The sequence below is a fragment of the Sphingobium sp. RS1 genome, assembly GCF_056156825.1.
Map to the genome: position 1 here is coordinate 384,886 of NZ_JBLZXE010000003.1, position 24,723 is coordinate 409,608.

A 24,723-nucleotide genomic window follows, 5' to 3' on the forward strand; every position below is an offset into this window, starting at 1 on the left:
ACGATGATGCGTGGTACGATGAAGTTGATCCTGGGCGCCTCGCTGCTGGCACTGACGTCGATGGCGAGCGGGCAGGATGTGCCATCCTCCTCCACCGCGCTGGTCGATCTGGCCAATCCGCTGATGGGTACGGATTCCAGCTACGAACTCTCCTATGGCAACACCTATCCGGCGGTCGCCGTGCCATGGGGGATGAATTTCTGGACCCCCGTTACCGGCAAGATGGGCAATGGCTGGGGCTATACCTATGACGAACACAAGATAAACGGCATCAAGCAGACGCACCAGCCGAGCCCCTGGATGGGGGATTATGCAGCCTTTGCGCTGTTTGCGGAAACCGGCACGGTGAAGGTCAGGGAGGAAGAGCGTTCCTCCTGGTACAGCCACAAGGCGGAGGAAAGCCGCGCCTATGGCTACAAGGTCTATCTGGCCGATTATGATGTGACGGCAGAGGTCACGCCGACCAACCGTGCAGCCCAGTTCCGCTTCACTTTCCCGCAGAGCGACCAAGCGCATATCCTGCTGGATGCCTATGCCGGCGGATCGATGGTGACGATCGACGCCGCCAACCGGCGCATCACCGGCTATGTCCGCAACAACAAGGGCGGGGTGCCGGACAATTTCCGTAACTATTTCGTCGCCCAGTTCGACCATGATTTCACCGTCGGGCAGACCTGGGACGACAAGGGCGCGCTGGCTGCAATCGCGCAGCGCGAAGGCGACCATGTCGGCGCGGTCATCAGTTTCCGGACGAAGGCGGGCGAGCAGATCGGCGTCAAGGTCGCCTCCTCTTTCATCAGCCCGGAACAGGCGCTCCGCAATCTGGAAAGCGAGGTCGGCGGCGACAGCTTCGAGACGACCCGTGCCAAGGCGAAGCAGGCGTGGGAAACCGAATTTCAGCGGATCAAGGTCGAAGATCCCGACATCGACAATCGCCGTACCTTCTATTCCGCGCTTTATCGCATGCTGCAATTTCCCCGCAATTTTCACGAGATAGACGGGCAGGGGAAGCAGGTGCACTACAGCCCCTATGACGGGAAGGTGCATCCCGGCCCGCTTTATACCGACAATGGTTTCTGGGACACCTGGCGCGCGGTCTTCCCCTTTTTCGCGCTCATGTATCCGGAGCGTGATGGCGAAATCATGCAGGGGCTGGCCAATACCTACAAGGAATCCGGCTGGCTGCCCGAATGGGCCAGTCCTGGTCATCGCAATGTCATGATCGGCTCCAACAGCGCGATCCTGATCGCCGACGCCTATGCCAATGGCGTGCGCGGCTTTGACGTGAACACCCTCTATGAAGCGATGGTGAAAAACGCCACGACGTCAAAGGGGCGCCCGACCGATGCCAAGGGAAAGACGCTGACCGCCGTGGGCCGCGAAGGCGTCGAATATTATAACGACCTTGGCTATGTCCCCTATGATGTCGGCATCAATGAAAATGCCGCCCGCACGCTGGAATATGCGACCGCCGACTTTGCCCTGTCGCGCCTTGCCGCGCAGTTGGGGAAGACGGCGGACGCCAAACTCTACGCCACCCGCGCCCAGAATTTCCGCAAGCTCTACGACGCGCAGAGCGGCTGGATGCGCGGTCGCAACAAGGACGGGTCGTGGAGCGCCAACTTCAACCCCTATAAATGGGGTGACGCTTTCACGGAGGGCAATGCGCTCCATTATAGCTGGTCGGTAATGCAGGACGTTCAGGGCCTGATCGACCTGATGGGCGGCGACCGGAAATTCGTCGATCGGCTCGACGGCATCTTCACCAAACCGCCAATTTTCGACGACAGCTATTATGGGCAGGTGATCCACGAAATCCGCGAGATGCAGATCGTGGACATGGGCCAATATGCCCATGGCAACCAGCCGATCCAGCATATGATCTACCTCTATGACTGGGCCGGCGCGCCGTGGAAGGCGCAATTTCATGCCCGCGACGTGATGCACAAACTCTATGCCCCGACGCCCGATGGCTATCCGGGGGACGAGGATAACGGTCAGACATCCGCCTGGTATGTCTTCTCGGCTCTGGGCTTCTATCCGGTGACGCCCACCGTCGGCCAATATGCGATCGGCAGCCCGCTCTTCCGTCGCGTGACGCTGACCATGCCGAGCGGCAAGACACTGACGGTGGAGGCGGATAACAACAGCGCCACCAATGTCTATATCCAGTCGGTGACGCTGAACGGCCAGCCATGGACGAAGCCTTGGCTCCCGCGGGAAGCGTTGCAGAAGGGCGGTACGCTGCGCTTCGTCATGGGCGCGCAACCCAACAAGACATGGGGCGCGGCCAAGGCTGATGCACCCTTCTCCATGAGCAAGCCGAAATAAGAAAAGACAAGAGAGGATCGAAACATGAGCTTCCGGCGCCGCGACGTCATCACCGGCGCCGGAGCGCTGGCACTGGCCGCCACCATCCCTTCCCCCTCCCCCGGGGCCGCCAGTGCCAGCGCATTTCCGACCAAACGCCCGCCAAAGGGTGATCGCCGCTTTACCAGCAAGGCGGTGGAGGCCGAACTCGCGCGCGTGAAGGCGAAGATCGCGGACCCGGAACTGCGCTGGCTGTTCGAAAATTGCTATCCCAATACGCTCGACACCACCGCAGAGCTGGGGATGGTGGATGGCAAGCCCGATGCCTTCGTCATCACCGGTGACATCAATGCGCTCTGGCTGCGGGACAGTTCGGCGCAGCTACAGACCTATGTCCATCTGACGCCTAGGGATGCGGATTTGCGCCGCCTGTTCCATGGCCTCATTCAGCGGCAGGCGCGTTGTATCCTGATCGATCCCTATGCCAATGCCTTCATGAAAGATCCGGCGGCGCGCTCCAGCCTGCCGGCGATTTCGGACCAGACGGACATGAAGCCGGGCGTCGCCGAACGAAAGTGGGAGATAGACAGTCTCTGCTACCCCATGCGCCTGTCGCACGCCTATTGGAGCGTGACGAAGGACAAGGCGCCGTTCGACGCGCTCTGGGCGAAGGGGATGGCAGTCGCGGTCGCCACCCTGCGCGAACAGCAGCGCAAGGATGGCCCCGGCCCCTATCATTTCCAGCGGGTCGACAAATCGCCTACCGAAACCCTGATGTTCGACGGCTATGGCGCGCCGACGCGCAAGGTCGGCCTCATCCACTCCGGCTTCCGACCGTCGGATGACGCCTGCCTCTATCCCTTCCTGATCCCGTCCAACCTGTTCGCGGTGTCGGCGCTCAGGATGCTGGCGCAGGTCTTTAACGAAGCACGCGGCGACGCGGCTGCTGCTCAGGATTGTGCTGCACTCGCTGCGGAGGTCGATGCAGCGCTCAAGACCCATGGCCAGATGGACGATGGGCAGGGGGGCAAGGTCTGGGCCTTCGAGGTTGACGGCTATGGCAATGCCATCTTCATGGACGATGCCAATGTGCCGAGCCTGTCGGGCCTGCCGCTGCTGGGCGCGGCCGACCGTACCGACCTGCTGTGGCAGCGCACCGCTGCCCTCGCATGGAGCGACCGCAACCCCTATTTCTTTACCGGCTCGGCAGCGCAGGGCATAGGCGGCCCGCATATCGGCATGGACATGATCTGGCCGATGTCGATCATCACCCGCGCCCTCAACAGTGCGGATGACGCGACCATCCGCCAATGCCTGACCTGGCTAAGGCACACCCATGGCGGCACCGGCTTCATGCATGAAAGCTTCCACAAGGATGATCCGGCCAAGTTCACCCGCAGCTGGTTCGCCTGGGCCAATGGCCTGTTCGCCGAACTGATCCTGGATTTGGAAAAGCGCAAGCCTGCGCTGCTGGCCGAACGCTTCGCATAAGACGACAGGGAGAGGAAGAATGATGACAGCCAATCGCCGCCAGTTGCTGGCCGGCGCAGGGATCGCTGCGCTCGGCGCAGCCTTGCCGAAGAGCGTCATTGCGCAGGGCGCAGGCCCGATAGCGGTCGCGCCCGACCTGTTCATCGGTACCGGCGGTCATGGTCACACCTTCCCCGGTCCCTCCATGCCTTTCGGCATGGTGCAGCTTGGACCGGACACCAACAATGCCGGTTGGGATGCCTGTTCGGGCTATCATGTCGATGACGGGTCGATCATGGGCTTTTCCCACACCCATCTGTCGGGCACCGGCATCGGCGACATGCTGGACGTGCTGGTCGTTCCCACGCGCGGCCCGCTGCACCTGACGCCCGGTCAGGTCGGCAAACCCGACGAAGGCTATCGCCAGCGGTTCAGCGATGAGATGGCAGAACCCGGCTATTATCGCGTGAGGCTGGAATCCGGCGTACTGGCGGAACTGACGGTGACGGAGCGCACGGGCCTCCACCGCTATCATTTCCCGTCGGGGGCAGGGCATATCCTGATCGATTTCGCCCATTGCAAGCAGGAAAAGCCCGATGAGCCGATCCGCATCGAAAACGCGTCGCTGACCCTTGCCGAGGACGGCACCCTGACCGGCAGTCGGCAGGTCTTTCGCTGGGCGGAAGGGCGCCACATCCATTTCGCCCTCCAACTGTCCCGCAGGCCCGATCGCATCGAATTTTTCGGCGACGGCGACATCCCTTTGCCCAAAGGGGCGAAATCGGCGAAGGGCCAACGCCTCAAGGTCGCCTTCTTCTTCGATGAGGCCGGCGGCGATCCCATCCAGATCCGCACCGGCATCTCTGCCGTCGATGTCGCAGGCGCAAAGGCCGCACTATCGGAAGAAGCGCCCGGCTGGAATTTCGACGCCGCCCGCGCCGCCGCTGGCAAGGCATGGGCGAAGGAACTGTCCAGCGTCACGGTCAAGGGCGGCACGCCGGACCAGCGCACGATCATGGCCAGCGCCCTATATCATAGCCTGCTCGCGCCGCAGCTTTTCACCGATCGCGACGGCCGCACCATGGGCCTGGACGGCAAGGTCCGCACCCTGCCGCAGGGCGAGCGCGCCTTCACCGCTTATTCGCTATGGGATACCTATCGCGCACTCCATCCGCTGCTGACCATCATCCAGCCCGAGCGCGCGGCGCTCATGACCCGCGACCTCATCCGCCAGACGCAGGAAAGCCCATATGGCCCGCCGGTCTGGCCGCTACAGGGCAAGGAAACCGGCTGCATGATCGGCTGGCATGCCGTGTCGGTGCTGGCCGAAGCGCAGGCCAAGGGGATCAAGGCCGACTATGCCGCCGCCTGGCCCAATATCCGCCGTCGCGCCTTCGATCGCACCATGCCCGATATCGATAGTACGCTGGGGCGGGGTTTCTATTACGACCTCGGCTACATCCCCGCCGACAAGATATGGGAGTCGGTCAGCCGCACGCAGGAATATGCCTATGACGACTGGGCGATGGCGCGACTGGCGCAGGCGGCGGGGGCGAGCGAGGATGCCGTGGCTCTGAAGGCCCGCAGCCGCAACTACCGCAACGTCATCGATCCGATGATCGGCTTCGCTCGACCGCGCTTCTCCGATGGCAGCTGGTGGCAGGATTATGACCCGATCCACATCGGCCACGATCCCAAGCGCCACCGCGATTATACGGAGGCGAATGGCTGGCAGGCGACCTTCCTGACCCAGCATGACATTTACGGCCTGATCGATCATTTCGGCGGCGATGCGGCGTTCGAGAAGAAGCTGGATTCCTTCTTCAACGCGCCATCGACCCTGCCGGACAATGCGCCGCCCGATATCAGCGGCCTCGTCGGCCAATATGCCCATGGTAATGAACCCGACCAGCATGCCGCCTATCTCTACGCCTATTGCGGTGCGCCGCATAAGACGCAGGCGATGGTCCGTCGGCTGCTGACTGACATGTACAAGGCCGCGCCCGACGGCGTCATCGGCAATGACGATTGCGGCCAGATGAGCGCCTGGTTCGTGCTGAGCGCGCTCGGTTTCTATCCCGTCGATCCAGTAAGCGCCCTTTATGTTCTGGGTTCACCTTTGTTCGATGAAGCCCATGTCGACCTTGGCAATGGCCGCCGGCTGACCGTGGTTGCCAGAGGCAACGGTCCGGCAAGCCCCTATGTCCAGTCGGTGCGCTGGAACGGGCGCCCGCATGCGCGCAACTGGATCAGCCACGCCGATCTGATGCAGGGCGGTGAACTGCTGTTCGAAATGGGACCAAAGCCCTCCCGCTTCGGCACGGAGCCCCGACACCGCCCGCCATCCTTCGACCGGCAACAGGGCTGAGACGTCAGGCGTCGCTATCCGCCCCCATGCTGTGCGGCACTTTCCACAGGGCACCGGGCTTGGGCAGCAGGAAATGGCTGAACGGCAGGATGGCGGCGCCCACGGCTGGCGCATCTTCGGACAATGTCGCGCGTGCCACCGGCGCGAGCGAGGGCAGCCTGCCCGCCATCGCCTGCAAATGCCCGTTAACCCGTTCCGCAAGCAGTTCGACCAGCGCCGCCGGCAGGCGCCCGCCGACCAGAACCGCCGCCGGATTGACCAGGCAATTCACGGCCGCCAGAGGCTCGACCAGCTGGCGCGCGGCCAGATCGATCCACCGGTCGGCGCAGGCGGCTGCTGCCGGCATCGTCCCGCCAAAGGCATCCGTCAGGCTATGGCCTTCCTCGGCCAGCGCCCTGGACAGGGCGGAAAGCGAGACGATATTCTGCAATTGCGCGTCGGCACCGCCTTCGATCCGGTGCGCTTGCATGAAGCCGATCTCGCCACTGCGTCCGTTGGCGCCGCGTACATAATTGCCGTCGATCACCAGCCCGCCACCCAGCCCCGAAGACAGCAGGATGTAGAAGAAGCTGTTGATCTTCTGCCCCATGCCCAGCTGCATTTCCCCCATCGCGGCGGCGGCGGCGTCATTTTCCACAAAGACGGGAGGCCCGAACCGCTCCGAAAACAGCTCGCTCATCTGGACGCTGTTCCATTCGCCATAGGCCGCTGGCCGGCCGGGCAGGTCGACCGATCCCAGATCGTCGGGCACGGCCACGCCGATGCCCACCAGCTTGGCCGGGTCCACGCCCGCGCCCTGCAGCATGCCATCGACCGACGCATGATAGAGTGCCTGCACATGGGGCGGCAGCGCATAGTCGATATCTTCGCTGACGCGCGCCAATGTCTGCCCGGCGAAATCGACCAGGACGATGGTGATGTGGTCGCGGTCGATATTGATGCCGATCGAATAGCAGGCGTCACTGCGGATCACCAGCTTGGTCGGCGGCTGGCCCCGTCCGCCCCGCCGCTGGCCGGCTTCCTCGATCAGCCCGTCCTGCAACAGCCTTTTGGTGATATTGGCAATGGCCGGCGCGGTCAGCCCGGTGATGCGCGCCAGTTCGACCCGGGTCAGCATGCCGCACACCCGAATGGCGTGCAGCGTGATCCGCTGATTATGATCGGCGGCGCGTTCCAGATTGGTGCCGGACAGGCGCGGGCGCTGCGACGCTTCGGTCATGCACCGTCCCCTGTCATGGCTCGTTCGGGCGGCAGCGCGGTGGCCGGGTCAATGCGCGGGATCGTCATAAGCCGGCTTCCCATGCCGGACATCGCCGGTCAATGGCCTGATCCCGTCTTCTAAGCTCGAACCGCGTGTTTCCGGGAAATATCGCCAGACCACTAGCCCCTGCATCAGCATGGCGACTGCAAAGACGCAGAAGGGCATGGCCCGCGATTCCTGCGCCACGATAGGAAAGCCGAAGGCGATCAGGGCGTTCAATCCCCAATGGACCGCGCTGCCCAGCGCCTGCCCACGGGCGCGCACGGCCGTGGGGAAGATTTCGGACAGATAGACCCAGATGACCGCACCCTGCGACAGGGCAAAGAAGAAGATGAAGCCGATCAGCATCGGCAACAGCAGGGCTTGCCCCCGATCCAGCGCATAGATGGTGGCCACGCCTGCCAGCGCCATGGCGGTGCCCGCCGCACCGATCAGCAGCAATGGCCGGCGTCCCGCGCGGTCGATCATCGTCATGCCGATCAACGTCGCGACCAGATTGGCGATGCCGATCGCCACCGATTGCAGATCGGCGGACAGGCTGTCGAACCCGGCCATCGCGAATATGTCGCCCAGATAATAGAGGATGGCGTTGATCCCCGACAGTTGGTTGAAGGCGGCAATGGCGATCGCCAGCAGGATCGGCTTGCGATGCGCGCGCCACGACAGCCGATGGGCGGCGATGGTCGTGGCCGGTATGTTGGCCAGCAGGCGGTCCCCATCCACCATGGCCAGCCGGTCAAGGGCGCGGCGCGCTTCGTCGATCCGGCCCTGCTGCAACAGCCAGCGTGGACTGTCCGGAATGCGCAACAACAGGATCAGGAACAGGCCCGCCGGTATCGCCGCCACGCCCAGCTTGATCCGCCAGGCATCCGGTCCCTCCATCGCCAGGCTAATCAGCGCATTGCTCAGATAGGCGGCCAATATGCCGATCACGATGCTGAGCTGGAAGGAGGCGACAAGGCGGCCGCGTCGTTCGGGCGGGCTGATCTCCGCGATATAGACCGGTGCCAGCACGGATGATCCGCCGATCGCCAGTCCGCCCAGCAGGCGGAAGGCGAAGAAAAGCGATAATTGGCTGCTCAGCGCGCAACCGATGGCGGAAATGATATAGGCGATGCCGATCCAGAGCAGCACCGCGCGGCTGCCATAGCGGTCGCCCGGCGCTCCTGCGCCCAGCGCGCCGATCAGCGTACCGATCAGGGCGGCGGAGACGGCCGCGCCGAGGCCGGAAGGCGACAGGGCGAAACTGTCGGTCAGCGCGTGGGTGACACCGGCAATCACCGCCGTGTCGAAGCCGAACAGCAGGCCGCCCAAAGCGGCCGCGATCACCGCGCCTTTATGGGCCGATCCATCGCGATGGCGCACCATATATCCTCATCCTCCAGCCATTCATCGAATGTTTTATTGAATAATGCAATTTAATGTATTAATTGCGAAAGGCCAGCATAATCGGCTTTATACTCTCCCGTGGCAGGGCAAGAAGGAGAATGGATGTGGGAAGAGGCAAGGGCGCCACGGTCGCGCGCCAAACGGATTCAACTGTCCAACTCGTTGTTCACATCATGATCGCTGTCCATGCATAATCTGATTGGTCATCCGCCTCTGGCCCGCCCACTCGCCGGCGTCGAACTGGGCGGCACCAAATGTGTCTGCACCCTGGCAACGGGGCCGAAGGACATTCTGGACCAACGCATCGTGCCGACCACGCAGCCCGAGGAAACATTGCCTTCTATCCTTTCCATCCTGCGGGAATGGGACGAACAGGATGGTTTCTCGGCCCTCGGCCTCGCTTCCTTCGGGCCGGTTGACATCAACCCAACATCGCCGGGCTATGGCCATGTTCTTGCCACGCCCAAGCCCGGCTGGCCCGATGCCGACATATTGGGTGTGCTGGCCGGCCCCTTTAACGTGCCCGCCGCCTTCGACACCGACGTCAATGGCGCCGCCATGGCTGAGATGCTCTGGGGCAGCGGTCGTGGCCTTCGCGACTTTGCCTATGTTACGGTCGGCACCGGCGTCGGTGTCGGCCTCATCGTCCATGGCGCCCCGACGCGGGGCATCGGCCATAGCGAGGTCGGGCATATCCGCGTCCCTCGTCTGGCCGACGACGATTTCATCAGTTGCTGCCCCTACCATCCCGATTGTATTGAGGGATTGGCTTCCGGCCCGGCCCTTTCAGTCCGGCTGAATGGTCGCGCGCTTTCCGGCATCGGACCGGACGATCCGGTCTGGACGCCGATCGTGGATGCGCTGGCGGGCATGGCCCATGCGCTCGTGTGCAGCACCGGGCCGATGCGGATTGCCATGGGCGGCGGCGTGCTCGCAGGCCAGCCGCATTTGTTGCCCCGTATCAATGCGGCCCTGCTGCAAAGTCTCAATGGCTATATGGCGCTCCCCGATCCCGATCATTATATCGTCAAACCGGAATTGGGTGGGCAGGCCGGTCCCTTGGGCGCGATCGCGCTGGCTGCCACCGCCTTGAAGGGAGCGCTTGTTTGACCTGCCATCGTCTGACCCCGCATATGGTGGAAAAGCCTTGGGGGCGTGTGGGAATCCCTGCCCATTATGGTGCAGCGGCCGACCGGCGGATCGGTGAAGTCTGGTTTACCGGGCCGGAAAGCCTGCCGCAGCCCTTGCTCGTCAAATATCTCTTCACCAGCGAGCGGCTGTCGGTCCAGGTCCATCCCGACGATGCGCAGGCGCTGGCGACCGGCTTGGCCGGCGGCAAATCCGAATGCTGGTATGTCGTCGATACGCAGGGCGATGCGCGGCTGGGTATCGGCCTGCAACAGGCGGTGGATACTGACACGCTGCGGACGGCGGCGCTTGACGGTTCGATCGAGCATCTGCTGGATTGGAAGCCGGTGCGCGCGGGTGACTTCTACTATATTCCGGCCGGCACGATCCATGCGATCGGCGGCGGCATCACCCTGATCGAAGTGCAGCAGAATAACGATGTGACCTATCGTCTCTACGACTATGGACGTCCGCGCGAACTGCATCTGGACGACGGGCTGGCGGTCAGCCGGCCCGAACCCTATGGGCGGCCGGACGGCCATGTGGCGTTCGACGTCGGCGCAACCCTGATCGACGAGCCCGGCGCCCCTTTTTCGCTCGAAAGCCTGATTGGCGGGGAAGGCGAAACCCTATCCCTCGGCAATGGTCCATGCTGGTTCATACCATTGCGGGGGCAGGGCACGCTTGATGGCCAGCGATGGGAGGCGGGGGAATGCTGGTTGATCGAGGGCGATGCTCCCCTCTCCATCACCCACCCGCTCCACGGTTTCCTCGCCCGACCAGCCTCGCGCAGCTAGGCGCCGTCGCGCCTTCCCTGCCTATCACGATTATCGTCGGGCCAGCAGGCAGACCATGCCCGCTGGCCTTTTGAACCTCAGCCGATCTTGCCGAGCAGACTGTCCACCGCGACCTTGGCGTCGCCATAGAACATCCGCGTATTCTCCTTGTAGAAAAGCGGATTTTCGATGCCCGAATAGCCGGTGCCCTGACCGCGCTTCGACACGAACACCTGCTTGGCCTTCCACACTTCCAGCACCGGCATGCCGGCGATCGGCGAATTGGGATCGTCCTGCGCCGCCGGATTGACGATGTCGTTGGAGCCGATCACGATCACCACGTCGGTCGACGGGAAATCCTCGTTGATCTCGTCCATTTCCAGCACGATGTCATAGGGCACCTTGGCCTCGGCCAGCAGCACGTTCATATGACCGGGCAGGCGCCCCGCAACCGGATGGATGGCGAAGCGGACAGTCTTGCCCGCCGCGCGCAGCTTGCGGGTCAGTTCGCTCACGCTCTGCTGCGCCTGCGCCACCGCCATGCCATAGCCCGGCACGATGATGATACTGTCCGCATCATTGAGCGCAGCCGCCACGCCATCGGCGTCGATCGCCACCTGTTCGCCCTCAATCTCCGCCGCCGGGCCGCTGGTGCCGCCAAAGCCGCCCAGGATCACCGACACGAAGCTGCGGTTCATCGCCTTGCACATGATGTAGCTGAGGATCGCACCGGAAGAACCGACCAGCGCGCCGGTCACGATCAGCAGGTCATTGCCCAGCGTGAAGCCGATCGCGGCGGCCGCCCAGCCCGAATAGCTGTTCAGCATCGACACGACGACCGGCATGTCCGCACCGCCAATGCCCATCACCAGATGGAAGCCGATAAACAGCGCCAGCATTGTCATGGCGATAAGCACTGTCAGTTCGCGGCCCTCGACCCCGATATTGCCGACATACATCACCAGCAGCACCAGCGATGCGATCGCTGCACTCGCATTGAGCAGGTGGCCGCCTGGCAGCTTCTTAGCCTTGCCGTCGAGCTTCCCGGCCAGCTTGCCGAAGGCGACGATCGACCCGGTGAACGTTACCGCGCCAATGAAGATGCCCAGAAACTCCTCGACCTTGAGGATGTTGATTTCGACCGGCGTCTTGTGCGCCAATATCGCGGCAAAACCGGTCAGCCCCTCCCGCGCCACAGGATCGAGCGCTTGCACCGTTTCCAGTTCGAAATGCGCGTTGAAGCCGATGAAGACGGCCGCGAGGCCAACGAAGCTGTGCAGCGCAGCGACGAGCTGCGGCATTTCCGTCATCTGGACCCGAACCGCCACGATCCAGCCGATCACGGCGGCCACGGCGAAACTGCCCGCCACGATCGGCAGATTGGCCGCACCCGGACCGAACAGCGTCGCCACGACGGCCAGCGCCATGCCGGCTATGCCATACCATACGGCGCGCTTGGCGCTTTCCTGATTGGACAGGCCACCCAGCGACAATATGAAAAGAACCGCGGCCGAAATATAGGCGGCGGATACCACACCAGTATCAAACATGGATCGCCCCCCTTTAGGACCGCTGGAACATGGCCAGCATCCGGCGCGTGACCAGAAAGCCGCCAACGATGTTGATCGATGCGATCAGGATGGAAATCGTCGCCAGCGCCAGCACGATGCTGCTGGACGACCCCACCTGAAGCATCGCCCCCACGACGATGATGCCCGAAATCGCATTGGTCACCGCCATCAGCGGCGTATGCAATGCATGGCTGACATTCCAGATCACCTGGAACCCCACGAAACAGGCCAGCACGAACACTGTGAAATGCGCCATGAAGCTGGCCGGTGCCACTGCGCCGACCGCGATCAGCAGCACCGCCGCGGCGATCAGCGTCGTTACCTGCGACCGGGTCTGCGCCTTGAACGCCGCGACATCCTTCGCCCTCTTCTGCTCGGGCGTCAGTTCCTCTGCCTTGGGCTTGGGCTTCTGGGCCGCGATCGCCTTGATCTTGGGCGGCGGTGGTGGGAACGCAACAGCCCCTTCAAAGGCGACGGTCGCGCCCCGGATCACGTCATCCTCCATATCATGAACGATCACGCCATCCTTGCCCGGCGTCAGGTCGGCCAGCATGTGACGGATATTGCTGGCATAGAGCGAACTGGACTGGGTCGCCATACGGCTGGGGAAATCGGTATAGCCAATGATCGTCACGCCATTGGGTGACACGATCTTCTGGTCGGCGACCGTCAGTTCGCAATTGCCGCCGCGCTCGGCCGCCAGATCGACGATGACCGATCCGGGGCGCATCGCCTCGACCATGTCCGCCGTCCACAGCACGGGCGCATCCCGACCGGGGATCAGCGCGGTGGAAATGACGATATCGACATTGGGCGCCAGTTCACGGAATTTCTTGAGCTGCGCCTCCCTGAACTCCGGACTGGACGGGGCGGCATAGCCACCGGTCGTCGCCCCATCCTGCTGTTCCTCGGCAAAGTCCAGATAGACGAACTGCGCCCCCATCGATTCGATCTGCTCAGCCACTTCCGGCCGCACGTCGAAGGCGAGGGTGATGGCGCCCAGCGATGTCGCTGCGCCGATTGCCGCCAGACCGGCAACGCCCGCGCCAATCACCAGCACCCTGGCCGGCGGCACCTTGCCCGCCGCCGTCACCTGTCCAGTGAAGAAGCGGCCGAAATTGGCACCTGCCTCTATCACCGCCCGATAGCCGGCGATATTCGCCATGGATGACAGCGCGTCCATCTTCTGCGCGCGCGAAATGCGGGGCACCATGTCCATTGCCAGCACATTGGCGCCGGTGGCGCTGATCGCCGCCAGTTCTTCGCTGCGCTGGCCGGGATAGAAGAAGGAAATGAGCGTCTTGCCGGGCTGGAGGCGGGCGGCCTCGCCAGCCTCGGGCGGGCGAACCTTCACGACCACGTCCGACTCCGCCCATAATGCATCGGCGCTAGACAGGACCGTCACGCCTGCGGCGCGGTAGGTTTCGTCTGCAAATCCGGCGGCTGCGCCAGCGCCGCTCTCGACCAGACATTCATGGCCCAGCTTTTGCAATTGGGCGGCACTGTCGGGTGTCAGCGCAACACGCGCTTCATCCCTGACCGTTTCCCTGGGTGCACCGATCTTCACTCTGCCCTCCTCCCCCCTTATTTTTGGCTACGCGGCATATGGTGTTCAGCAAGCACCACCTCTTTGGCCGTTCCGGCCTTGCCGGTCTATCGGAAAAGCAATGGTGCCTGCATGCTGCATATCAGGTCCATAGCCTTTTAGGCCGACGTCCCCTCAACGCTTGGCGTCGATATCATGCGACGATGATCTGTTGCCCTGATAAATTCTATAGTCCCCGATAGCTCGGCAAGGGCGTCGCATTTTTCGTCGCCGATACACATAACCGTCATCTGCGCATCCTAGGGGCGCCGACAGATAATATTCTGTCGCACCTGTGGGGATCATCATGAAGTTTATGGCCGCCAGCGCGCTTGTCGCGCTGCAATTTTCTGCGTGCTCTTTTGCCTTGGCACAGGACAATGCTCCGGCTGGAAATGGCATCGACACAGGCGATGCAATCATCGTGACCGGAACGCGTGACGCAAAGCGCACGAAGTTTGATGCACTGGCACCGATCGATGTCCTGTCGTCCAAATCTATCGACAACAGTATTTCCAATGATCTTTCCGATACGCTGGCTCAACTTCTCCCATCGTTCAACGTGCAGCGCCTGCCGGCAGCCGATGGTCAGGCCTTTGTCCGCCCGGCAACCCTGCGTGGCCTGTCCGCCGACCAGACGCTCGTTCTGGTGAACGGGAAGCGTTACCATCGTTCGGCTCTGCTCGGTACGCGCGGCGCGCAGTCGGCAGACCTCGCCACCATCCCCAATCTCGCGATCAAGCGGATCGAAGTGCTGCGCGACGGCGCGTCCGCACAATATGGGTCGGATGCCATTGCCGGCGTGGTCAACATCATCCTGGATGACCAGCCGGGTATGGAAGCCTATGGCCAATATTCGCAATATTATAAGGGCGATGGCACCAGCTATCAGACTGGTGCGCAAGGCGGACTGGCGCTCGGCGACAGGGGCAGCATCGTCTTTACCGGTGAATTTTCCAAGTCCGACGCCACGTCGCGCACGCGCCAGCGACCCGATGCCGCGGCCTTCCAGGCCGCCAATCCGAACCTTGACGTGCCCGATCCGGTCCAGCGTTGGGGTCAGCCGGACCTCCGCTCGGTGCGGGCGGGTCTGAATGCGCATTATGATTTCTCCGACGCCGCGACCCTTTACGCTTTCGGCACGGTCGGCAATGGCGAAGGGGTGACCGATTTCAACTGGCGCAACCCGGCCAGCACCGCGAATGTCTATGGCAATAGTGCCGCCTTCCCCGGCTTCAACTTCGCGAGCATCTATCCGGCCGGATTCACGCCGCGTTTCGGTACGAAATATGATGATTATCAGACGGATGCCGGCTTGCGCGGGGCGCTTGGCGATCGCCTGACCTATGATGTCAGCGCATCGTCCGGGCGCAGCCGCATCAATTACAACATGAAGGAATCGCTCAACGCGTCGATGGGGCCGGACAGCCCGACCAGCTTCTACCTCGGTCGCCTGCGCCAGAGCGAATTCAACATCAACGCCGATTTCGTCTATCGCTTGCCGCTTGGACTGGTCGAGCCCGCCAATATCGCCTTCGGGGCCGAGCGCCGCAAGGAAACCTACGGCATCCGTCCGGGCGACCCGGCCTCCTATGCGATTGGCGCAGGCGCGGCCACGGGCCTTGCCCCCAACAGCAATGGCTTCCCCGGTTTCAGCCCGCTCAATGCAGGTGAATGGTCGCAGACCAGCTATGCCGGCTACGTCGACGTCGAAGTCCGCCCGGTGGAGGCGCTGACCTTGGGCGCCGCTGGTCGTTACGAGGATTTCTCGGCCTTTGGCGACACGTTCAACTACAAGCTGTCGGCCCGTCTGGAACCGGTAAAGGGCGTGGCCTTGCGCGGCACCTACTCAACCGGTTTCCGTGCGCCCACCCCGGCGCAGCTCAACGCGGTGAACACCAGTCAGGGCCTGGACACCACGACGATGCAGATTTTCAACACCGGCCGCCTGTCGCCCAGCGACCCGATCGCTATCGCGCTGGGGGCCAAGCCGCTGACGCCGGAAAAGTCGCGTACCATCACGGCCGGCCTGACCTTCCAGTCGGATTTCGGCCTCACCGGCAGCATCGACCTGTACCAGATCAAGCTGCGCGACCGTTTCGGCCAATCGCGAACCTTCGCTGTGCCGGCAACGCTGCCCAATCCGCAGCGCTTCACATCCGTCACCTACTTCACCAATGATTTCGACACCCGTACACGCGGCATCGATGTGGTACTGGCCTATACGAAGCCGGTGGGGCCGGGCACGGCCGACATCAGCCTGGCCTATAATTATAACCAGACCAAGGTGACGAGCGGCGCATCGGCGGCGATCGCCAACGAAACCCAGCGCATCGTTTTCGAAGAGCGTCTGCCCAAGCATAATGGCACCGCCTCGCTCGGATACACGCTGGGCAAGGTCGGTATTCAGGGACGGGCACGCTATTATGGCGCCTGGACCGATGTCAGCGGCAATGCGACCGGCGACCTGTTCCAGCGTTTCGGTTCGATGATATTGTTCGACCTGTCGGCCAGCATGCAAGTGACGCCGAACATCGCCATCCGCGCCGGGGCGGAGAATATCTTCAACAGCTATCCGGCCGAGGCGACCAACCAGGCGGTGCGTGGCCTCATCTACTCGCGCAACGCACCCTATGATACCGATGGCGGCCAATATTATGTCCGCTTGGGCCTGACCTTCTGATCGGCTAAGCGACGGACATGGATATCAGCCGCAGACAGATGATCGCAACCGCTGCGGCGGCAACGATCGCGGGGCGGATCGACGCCGCCCTGCCATCATCGATGACCGTCCGGCCCGACGACGAAGCCCATTGGGCAAAGGTCGCCGCGCATTATGATGTCACACCCGATGTCATCCAGCTGGAAAATGGCAATTGGGGCATGATGGCCCGGCCGGTGCTGGACCGCTATGAAGCGGCGGTGCGCCGGGTCAATCGCGAAACCAGCTACTATGCCCGGCGCGGTCTGGTCCCGGATCTGATCGCGGTTCGGGATCGGGTGGCGGCGAAAATGGGTGTCGCACCGCAGGAAATCGCTTTCACCCGCAACGCGACCGAGGCGCTCAAGGCGCTGATCGGCGGCTATAACCGGCTGCGGCCCGGTGATGCCATATTATATGCCGATCTCGATTATGACAGCATGCAGGCCTGCTTCGACACGTTGAAGCAAAGCCGGGGCGTGGACGTGATCCGGATCAGCCTGCCCGAACCCGCCACCTATCAGGGACTGATCGACGCTTATGAAGCCGCGATAAGAGCCAATCCGAAGATCCGGCTGATCCTGCTCACCCATCTCAGCCATCGCACGGGCCTCGTCCTGCCGGTACGCGAAATCATAGCCATGGCCCGTACCCATGGGGTCGACGCCATTGTCGATGCAGCGCACAGTTGGGGGCAGCTGGATTTTCGACCGGTGGATCTGGATGCGGATTTCATCGGCTTCAATCTCCACAAATGGTGGGGTGCGCCGCTCGGCGTCGGCGTTATCTATATCCGCAAGGACAATGTCGAACGGATCGACCCGGACAGCGCCAACAGCGCGCCCTTCGCGGCCAACAGCTATGCACGGGTGCATACGGGCACCGTCGATTTCGCGGCCCAGTTGACCGTGCCGGCTGCGCTCGATTTTCAGGATGCCATTGGCGATGGCCCGCGTGCGGCGCGGCTGAGCCATTTGCGCGACCTGTGGGCGGAACCGCTGCGTGGCTTGAAAGGACTCGAGATACTGACCCCGGCCGATCCCCGTCTGCATGGCGGCATCACTTCCTTCCGCCTCTCGGGCCGGACCAGCGTGGAGGACAATGCCGCGATCTCCAGACGCCTGCTCGATGAGCATCGCATCTTCGCCGTTCATCGCGACGGTCCTGCCAAGGGCGCCTGCGTGCGGATCACGCCTGCCTTGTTCAACAGCGCCGCGGATGTCGGCGCGCTCGAAAAGGCGATGCGGACACTTGTGGCCAAGGCCTGATCCGGCCGCTCACATGCGGGTGAAGCGCCAGCGGTCCGGATCGCTTTCTGCCGGCTCGAAGCGATAGCCATCGCTGTCGAAGCCGCGCATGGACTCGATGTCAGTGATATGATGTTCGCACAGCCAGCGGGCCATCGTGCCCCGCGCCCGCTTGGCGTTGAAGCTGACGAAACGCGGACCGTCCGGACCCGGCTCGCGAAATTCCACTTCGATCACGCGGATGCCTGCCAGCTTGCCCTTCACGGCTGCAAAATATTCCTGGCTGGCAAGATTGAGGATGATGCCGGACCCTTCCTGCTCCAGTTCCGTACGCAGATGGCGGGCGATCCGGTCGCCCCACCAGTCGGTCAGCTTCTTATGGCCGGGCGCCCAGCTCGTGCCCATTTCCAGCCGATAGGGGCGGATTTCATCCAAAGGGCGAAGCAGTCCATAGAGGCCCGACAGCATCCGTACATGATCTTGCGCAAAGCGGACGCCGGCTTCGTCCAGCGTACCTACTTCGAACCCGGTGTAGACGTCGCCGGCAAAGGCATAGAGCGCCGGCCGTTGCGGCAGGTCGGCGAAATCGCGGAAGCGTTCGGCGTTGAGCTTGGCCAGCCGGGGCGAAATGTGCATCAGCTTTCCCAGCCTCTCTTCCGACAAGGTGGCTGCCGACTGGGCAAGGCCATGCGCTTCCTCGGCGAAATGCGGTTTGGAAAACGTCAGATCGGGCAGGGCGCGTTCAAAATCGAGTGTCTTGGCGGGGGAGAGGAGGGCGATCATGGCGTCCCGGTAGCGGCGGCGAAGGGCCTGGTCAAACCGTTGACTGCTGGCGCAATGCGCGCCGCGCATGGGGGCGCCATCGCCGTACGCTGATTTGGGTGTCATTCCATCGACCGCAGAAGCGCCCCCGTCCGTCGATAGAAGTTTTGGCGATATGATCCGGGAACGGCATGAAATCAGACGGTTCACCCTCCGGATAGACGAGCGGATCATGACATATTCTTCTTTGGCATTGGTGCTGGCCTGGATCTGCCTGCTGGTACCAACGGCATCCGCGCAGATGGCTGCGCCGGTGGCCAAGACACAGGCAGGAAGAGTACGCGGCGCCGTGGAGGACGGCGTTGCCAACTGGAAGGGCGTGCCATTTGCCGCGCCGCCCGTCGGCGCGCTCCGTTGGCAGCCGCCGCAACCTGCCCGGCGCTGGTCGGGTATCCGTGACGCGCTCGTCTATCGCAACGATTGCATGCAAGAGCCTTTCCCCAGCGACGCCGCGCCTTTGGGGACCGCACCGTCGGAGGATTGCCTCTACCTCAACATCTGGAAACCGGCCAAGGCGAAGGGCAAGTTGCCGGTGATGGTCTGGATCTACGGTGGCGGTTTCGTCAATGGCGGCTCATCGCCGCCCACTTATTCGGGGGCCAACCTCGCCCGGCAGGGCGTCATGGTGGTGAGCTTCAACTACCGGCTGGGACGTTTCGGTACCTTCCGTCATCCGGCGCTCGGTCCGGGGCAGGTTGTCAACTACGGCCTGTCGGACCAGATCGCCGCTTTGCAATGGGTGCGTCATAACGTCGCGGCTTTCGGGGGCGATCCAGCGCAAATCACGCTGGTCGGCGAAAGTGCGGGGGGTCGTTCCGTCCATGCACTGTTGACCTCACCGCTGGCACGGGGCCTGTTCGATCGAGCGGTCATCATGTCGGGCAGCGATGGCAAGTCCGGCCCTCTGTCCACGCCTGCCGATGCGGAGGCTCTGGCCGTAGGGTTCGGCCGGAGCCAGGGCATTGAACCCGATGCGGCCGATGCTGCGGACCGGTTACGCACATTGACGGCGGCACAAGTGACCGGTGACCTCAATCTTGCCCATATGGGTACGCCGGACAAGCCGGCCTTCTTCAGCCCCGTCATCGACGGCAAGAGCGCGGTGGAAGCGGTCGATGCCTATCGCGCGAACCGGTTCAGGCCCATGCCGATCATGATCGGTGCCACCAGCGCGGATATAGGCGGTCCCGATGGACGCATGATTGCCGGCGCACGCAATCTGGCATCCCTGTTCGCGGCGACAAGCAAGCCGGTCTACGCCTATCGCTTTTCCTATGTCGCAACGTCGATCGGTGGAACGGAGGCCTATCATGCCACTGACATTCCCTTCTTTTTCAACACTCAGGCGATCAAATATGGCGTGCAGACCAGCCCGCGAGACGATAGGATGGGCCAGACGATCAGCGCCTATCTGGTCAATTTCGTCAAGACGGGTGATCCCAACGGCGATGGGCTGACGGCCTGGCCGCGCCATGGCGGCGCTCAGAATGAGCAACTGATGGATTTCACCACAGAAGGAACCGCGGTGGTCCGCTAAGCGCGCGGTCTATTCGCGCATTTCCACCAGCAGCGGTCGGCCTGTCGCCGGCAAGATCAGGCTTTGCCCGTTCCAATTGGTCGCCTGACCGTTCACGGTCGTGTGGGCAGGGCGCCCTTCAAAAGGCCAGCGCAGGGTGAAGCCGCCGGGCGGCCGCGCATCCCCGGCGATGCTGACGGACAGGCGTGTGCGCGTGCCGCGCATGCTGAGGTCGAGCCTGCCATAAGGCGTTCGCAACCCGCGCATCGCAATGCCATCGCCGGTCAACCAGTCCGCCGTCATGCCCGCTCCCAGCACCAGCGTTTCCTTTGCCTTATCCTCATAGGCAAACAGGTCGAGCGCTGCGCGGATATAATCCGATGCAACCCAGGCATGCGGCAGATCGCCCAGAAAGCGGATGGCCCGGGGTTCTCGACCGACCACCTCCGCCCAGGCGTTCCAGCCGACCGGGCGGCGATCCCGCATATAGATGTCCAGCAAATCATTGGCTTGCCGCGTCCAGCCCAGCCGCAGCATCGCGGAGACATTGCGCAATTCATAGGGTGTATAGTCGGCCCAGTCGGTCGACTGGCTGCGCCCGGTTACGCGCTCCCATTGCTGCCGGAATGTATTGTGCAGCAGCGGCTGGTCCAGGCGGGGCTGGAGGCCGGTAATCTCCAGCGCCATGGTGGTGGAGGTTGCATCGAAGTCGCCCAGGCTGGTGGCGCCCGGGATATAGTCAATCTTCCAATGGTCTGCCGCTGCGCCAATGGCTGTCAATATGTCGACTGCGAACTGGTCGCGCTGGCCGGCGATCGTCTCCACATCGGGGCGCTTCAGCACGCACGCGGCATAAAGCGCGCCATCATAGCCGGCCAGCCCCCAGAAATCGTCCCAAAGACTATATTGCGCCTTGGCCGAATAGGCTTCGTGACTGATCGAGGGCGGCAGCAAGCCGTAGAGCATTCGCCGCTCCGGCGTCAGATTGGCTGGCGTCCGTTCCGACAGGCGCAGCCCGTCCATATAGCGCCGCGCGGCATCCAGCTTGCTCCAGTCCCGCGATAAGGCCGCGGTGTTGCCGGTGTAGCGATGCAGTTGCGCAATCAGATGGATATACTCGCCATGCGAGTCATTTTCCGGCACCGGATCTGCGCCGCGGAAGTCCACGCAACAGGGTATCTTGCCATTGGCGAACAGATGCCCGCCATACCAGTCAGCAAAGGCGATCGCCGGGTCGCTGACGCCGAGGCGCAGCAGCGCGTCCGACATCATTGCCCCATCCCGGATCCAGCTGCGATTATAGGACCGTGTGCCGGGCTTGAGCGCGGCACCATCCCGGCTGATCAATATGTCGGCCAGCGCGGTGCGAAGCGTATCGACGATCGGCTGCTTCGCAGCGGGGACATTCAGGGTCACGCTGCCAAGGCGCTGGCGCCAATATTGCGCCGTCTTGCTCTGCGCGACTGCGATATCCTCTGGCCCGCTTTCGGCAAAGGCGATGGGCAGGTCGAATGTCTGCCCCGGCTCCAGCGTCACGGCCCATGTCATGCGGGCCTGCGCCATCTGCGCGGGGTCTTCGATTGCCGTTCTTTCCGGCAGGCGTTCGGGATCGGCCAGCGCTGCCTGATCGAACCCGCCCATGCCGACGACATCGGGCGGGCGCAAGGTCGTCAGTTGCCGGTCTACCGGCGCATCCCCGGCTACCGGGCCGGGCTGCCGGACAACCATGTGCCGGCCGTCCCAGCGGATCGCTGATATGGGGCTGACCCCGCCGCGCTGGGCCAGGAATTGTGCGGGCGGATTGACCTGAAACGGGCGAACCGCCAGCGTGAACTGGAAGGCTCGCGCATGATCGCCATGGTTGGTCAGGCGCCAGCGTCCCATCAGACGCGCGGACGGATCGGCTTCGGCGAAGCTGGTTGTGTCGAGCGTCCAGTCCTTTCCGGTCCAGCGGGTAGTCGCAATCGGAAGATAGCCGTCCTGTAAGCTCTGGCTGCTGGCCACGCCGGCCCAGTCGATCGTTCCGCCGTCGACGGTCAGAAAGGGTTCGAGCGAATAGCTGCCCTTGGCTGGCTCGATCGCGCCATCCTCACCGATCAGGCCCGATACCGCGCCACCGTCGGTACCGACCAGCGTCCAATAAGGCTGCTCGATAAAGCCACGGGGATAACGGCCGCGCGGCGCCGCTTCGGCCAGGCGCGCGATGAAGTCGTTGGCGGTCGGTGCCCAGTCGATATCCTTGATGGCGAGTTCCGCCAACGCCCCATCGCTCTCCAGGCGGATACGCAGATAACGCGGTTCGGCGCCGTTGAGCGCAATCGGATCGCGGCCAGCGTTTCCAGAGCGCACCGCCCTTAGCAGTTTCCAGGCGGACCCGTCTTCCGATCCCTCCACCAGATAGTCTGATGCGCCGTCGCCTTCGCGCCAGTCAAGCAACAGGGCGGACAACCGCCGATATCCACCCAGATCGATCGTCAGCGCATCCCCGGCCTTGCCGCGCCAAACAGTCGACAGGTCGCCGTCCATGGCGGCACGATCGCTAGCCTTCGGCGCGGCGAACGGGGCGGCGTCGGGCAGCGGCTCGATTGCCAGATCGTCAATCTCGACATGCCCCTTGCCGCCATCGCGCCCGCGGACCAGCACGATCTCCATTCGGGCCGTCTGCCGCAGCGCTTTATCCTGCGCGGGCCCCCATGCAAATTCCATGTCACTAGGGCGGATACGCACGTCCTGCCATTGCTGCGACGGGCGGAAATTGATCCGTTGGTTCCACCAGACATTGTCGCCCGATGCATCGGTGAACTTCAGTTGCAGGTCGTTGACGCCGCCGCTACCCCTGATCCGGAAGCGCAGCACATAATTTTTAGGCCATTCCAGCGGCAGGTCACGGGCTGCAAAGGCATAGCCAGACACTGATCCGAAATCATATTCGAGGCGTAGTGCCTGTCCGGTGTCGCCTGCCACAGTAGACACGCGCGACACTACGCCGTCGGACGCGGCGGCGGTCCAGCGATCGGGCTGTTCGTAGCCCTCGGCAGTCGCGGCTTGCGGGGCGGCCAGCGCCAGAGCAAGCGCGAGTGGCGTCATCCGAGCCATCCGCCGGTAAAGCCGGCCCGTTGCAGGCCCCGCTTGATATGCGGATTCTTCTTCATCGTGTTCCAGACGAGGCCGGACCGATGATTTTCGATCATCGCGACGATCGGTCCCTGGTCGATGCCCAGATAATCCTTGTCGACCCAGCCCACGCCCAGACGGAATTCACCATGGCGGAAGGGTTGCGCCGGACGGCGGACGATCGTTGGATTGAAACTGTCGAGGAACCCATATTTGTCGTAAAGCTGCTCGCCATAGCGGAAATACATGGCCTGCACGGTCGGCTCGACGATTTCCGGTGCGAAGGGCAGCGAACCGAGCAGGGCGGTTGGCGCCAATGTACCATCGTCACGCTCGCCGGGGCCACGCGCCGAATAGCTGTAAAATTCGCGTTCCTTGCCGCCGAGCATCATCTTGAAATCGCCGGGGCCGTCGCAGGCCGTCAATCCCCAGCAGTCCGCGCCATAACCGGCCCAGCCGCCCGGATTTTCCATGGCATAGTTGCGCTGGCAATAGGTCGCACGTCGGCTATTCTCGAAATAGTCGATGCCTTTTTCGGCCATGTAGCGGTCGCGTATACCCCGGAAATCGACCCAGACATGACTATATTGATGACCGAACATCGGCGCGAAATGTAGATGGGGCTCGCCCCAGCGAGAGGACCAACTGGTTTCGAACTGGGTGCTCCAGACATTCCATGTGTCATCGCGCAGCGGATAGGTGGGCGATCCCATGCCCAATATGTATAGGATCATCCCTTCATTGTAGATTTCCCAGTCCGAGCGGATGAAGCCGCTTTCGGGATGCCAGCCCATCGACACGAAGGGCGCGCGGGGCGTGATCCACGTCCATTCCACCGCGCGATAAAGCTTCTCCGCCAGGTCGCGGATCTTCACTTCGTCCGGGTGCAACGGATCGTCGAACCAGCTTTGCGCGAACAGCACACCCGCCATCAGCAGCGCTGTGTCGATCGTCGACAGTTCGGACAGGGCGAAGCGATAGCCTTTGGTCGATCCCAGGAAATGATAGAAGAAACCGCGATAGCCGCTGACCTGGCTGCGCTTGTCGCCCATGGGCGCGGCCGCCAGGAATTGCAGCGTGGTCAGCGTCCGCTGCCGCGCCTCGTCCCGCGTGATCCAGCCATGGGTCACGCCGATCGGATAAGCAGTCAGGGCAAAACCAACAGCAGCGATGGACACGAAGGATGGGGTCGGCCAGCGATCAGGGGCCATGCCGGTCTTTTCGTCGGTTACTTCCCAGAAATAGCGGAAAGCCAGTTTCTGAATGTCGTCGATCAGCGGGCTGACCTCGACATCGAGCGCCGGGCGATGCTCAAGCTTCGTCCAGCCGTCCACCGCGATCGGCGCGTCCGATACCGGGATATTCAGGCTACGCGGGGCGCAGCCGGTCAGCAGCCCGGCCAGCCCAACCCCCGCCGTGCCCATGAACTTCCTTCTGTCCAGCAATAGTCTACTCCGTTTGCAGG

The 24,723-nt window shown here is 63.0% G+C and carries 15 protein-coding genes; 8 read left to right on the forward strand and 7 right to left on the reverse strand.

Features of this window, described 5'->3' with window-relative positions:
* The first annotated feature begins 3 nt into the window (after positions 1–3).
* Genes ACNHGR_RS21745 through ACNHGR_RS21755 form a run of 3 tightly spaced genes read left to right on the forward strand, consistent with a single transcriptional unit; the run spans position 4 to position 6,148 of the window.
* Positions 4–2,331: a GH92 family glycosyl hydrolase gene (locus ACNHGR_RS21745; protein ID WP_475289491.1), complete on the forward strand. Its 2,328-nt coding sequence runs from the start codon at positions 4–6 to the stop codon at positions 2,329–2,331.
* Between the two features lie 24 nt (positions 2,332–2,355).
* Positions 2,356–3,801: a glycoside hydrolase family 125 protein gene (locus ACNHGR_RS21750; RefSeq protein ID WP_475288872.1), complete on the forward strand. Its 1,446-nt coding sequence runs from the start codon at positions 2,356–2,358 to the stop codon at positions 3,799–3,801.
* Positions 3,802–3,820: 19 nt separating this feature from the next.
* Positions 3,821–6,148 carry a GH92 family glycosyl hydrolase gene (locus ACNHGR_RS21755; RefSeq protein ID WP_475288873.1) on the forward strand — a complete coding sequence of 776 codons (2,328 nt, stop codon included), beginning with the start codon at positions 3,821–3,823 and terminating at the stop codon, positions 6,146–6,148.
* Positions 6,149–6,152: 4 nt separating this feature from the next.
* Here ACNHGR_RS21755 and ACNHGR_RS21760 read toward each other — a convergent pair whose 3' ends face one another.
* Positions 6,153–7,367: an ROK family transcriptional regulator gene (locus tag ACNHGR_RS21760; protein WP_184272908.1), complete on the reverse strand. Its 1,215-nt coding sequence runs from the start codon at positions 7,365–7,367 to the stop codon at positions 6,153–6,155.
* 48 nt (positions 7,368–7,415) lie between these two features.
* Positions 7,416–8,777, reverse strand: coding sequence for a sugar porter family MFS transporter (locus ACNHGR_RS21765; RefSeq protein WP_475288875.1), 1,362 nt, complete (start codon positions 8,775–8,777; stop codon positions 7,416–7,418).
* A 207-nt stretch (positions 8,778–8,984) separates the two neighbouring features.
* On the opposite strand from ACNHGR_RS21765, the gene ACNHGR_RS21770 reads away from it, so the two are divergent.
* Complete coding sequence (locus ACNHGR_RS21770) at positions 8,985–9,908, forward strand: ROK family protein (RefSeq protein WP_475288877.1); 924 nt, start codon at positions 8,985–8,987, stop codon at positions 9,906–9,908.
* The gene (locus ACNHGR_RS21775; protein ID WP_475288879.1) at positions 9,905–10,723 is read left to right on the forward strand and encodes a class I mannose-6-phosphate isomerase; all 819 of its coding nucleotides are present in this window, start codon (positions 9,905–9,907) and stop codon (positions 10,721–10,723) included. Before ACNHGR_RS21770 ends, ACNHGR_RS21775 begins: the two co-directional genes overlap by 4 nt.
* Before the next feature lie 77 nt (positions 10,724–10,800).
* Here ACNHGR_RS21775 and ACNHGR_RS21780 read toward each other — a convergent pair whose 3' ends face one another.
* Both ACNHGR_RS21780 and ACNHGR_RS21785 read right to left on the reverse strand, forming a co-directional pair.
* A complete protein-coding gene (locus ACNHGR_RS21780) occupies positions 10,801–12,252 on the reverse strand; it encodes an NAD(P)(+) transhydrogenase (Re/Si-specific) subunit beta (RefSeq protein WP_184272919.1) in 1,452 nt (483 codons plus the stop codon).
* A gap of 13 nt (positions 12,253–12,265) precedes the next feature.
* Positions 12,266–13,840 carry a Re/Si-specific NAD(P)(+) transhydrogenase subunit alpha gene (locus ACNHGR_RS21785; protein WP_475288881.1) on the reverse strand — a complete coding sequence of 525 codons (1,575 nt, stop codon included), beginning with the start codon at positions 13,838–13,840 and terminating at the stop codon, positions 12,266–12,268.
* 325 nt (positions 13,841–14,165) lie between these two features.
* Here ACNHGR_RS21785 and ACNHGR_RS21790 point away from each other — a divergent pair, with 325 nt between their 5' ends.
* Positions 14,166–16,541 carry a TonB-dependent receptor plug domain-containing protein gene (locus tag ACNHGR_RS21790; RefSeq protein ID WP_475288883.1) on the forward strand — a complete coding sequence of 792 codons (2,376 nt, stop codon included), beginning with the start codon at positions 14,166–14,168 and terminating at the stop codon, positions 16,539–16,541.
* A 38-nt stretch (positions 16,542–16,579) separates the two neighbouring features.
* Positions 16,580–17,827: an aminotransferase class V-fold PLP-dependent enzyme gene (locus ACNHGR_RS21795; protein WP_475288885.1), complete on the forward strand. Its 1,248-nt coding sequence runs from the start codon at positions 16,580–16,582 to the stop codon at positions 17,825–17,827.
* 9 nt (positions 17,828–17,836) lie between these two features.
* On the opposite strand, the gene yaaA is transcribed toward ACNHGR_RS21795, so the two are convergent.
* On the reverse strand, positions 17,837–18,589 hold the full coding sequence (yaaA, locus tag ACNHGR_RS21800; protein WP_475288886.1) for a peroxide stress protein YaaA: 753 nt from the start codon (positions 18,587–18,589) through the stop codon (positions 17,837–17,839).
* A gap of 211 nt (positions 18,590–18,800) precedes the next feature.
* Between yaaA and ACNHGR_RS21805 the strand changes: the two genes are divergently transcribed.
* Positions 18,801–20,165 carry a carboxylesterase/lipase family protein gene (locus ACNHGR_RS21805; protein WP_475288888.1) on the forward strand — a complete coding sequence of 455 codons (1,365 nt, stop codon included), beginning with the start codon at positions 18,801–18,803 and terminating at the stop codon, positions 20,163–20,165.
* A gap of 9 nt (positions 20,166–20,174) precedes the next feature.
* Here the strand turns inward: ACNHGR_RS21805 and ACNHGR_RS21810 are convergent, their stop codons facing one another.
* Both ACNHGR_RS21810 and ACNHGR_RS21815 read right to left on the reverse strand, forming a co-directional pair.
* Positions 20,175–23,231: a discoidin domain-containing protein gene (locus ACNHGR_RS21810; protein ID WP_475288890.1), complete on the reverse strand. Its 3,057-nt coding sequence runs from the start codon at positions 23,229–23,231 to the stop codon at positions 20,175–20,177.
* Positions 23,228–24,703 carry a glucoamylase family protein gene (locus ACNHGR_RS21815; RefSeq protein WP_475288892.1) on the reverse strand — a complete coding sequence of 492 codons (1,476 nt, stop codon included), beginning with the start codon at positions 24,701–24,703 and terminating at the stop codon, positions 23,228–23,230. The genes ACNHGR_RS21810 and ACNHGR_RS21815 overlap by 4 nt, the downstream gene beginning before the upstream one ends.
* Between the last annotated feature and the right edge of the window lie 20 nt (positions 24,704–24,723).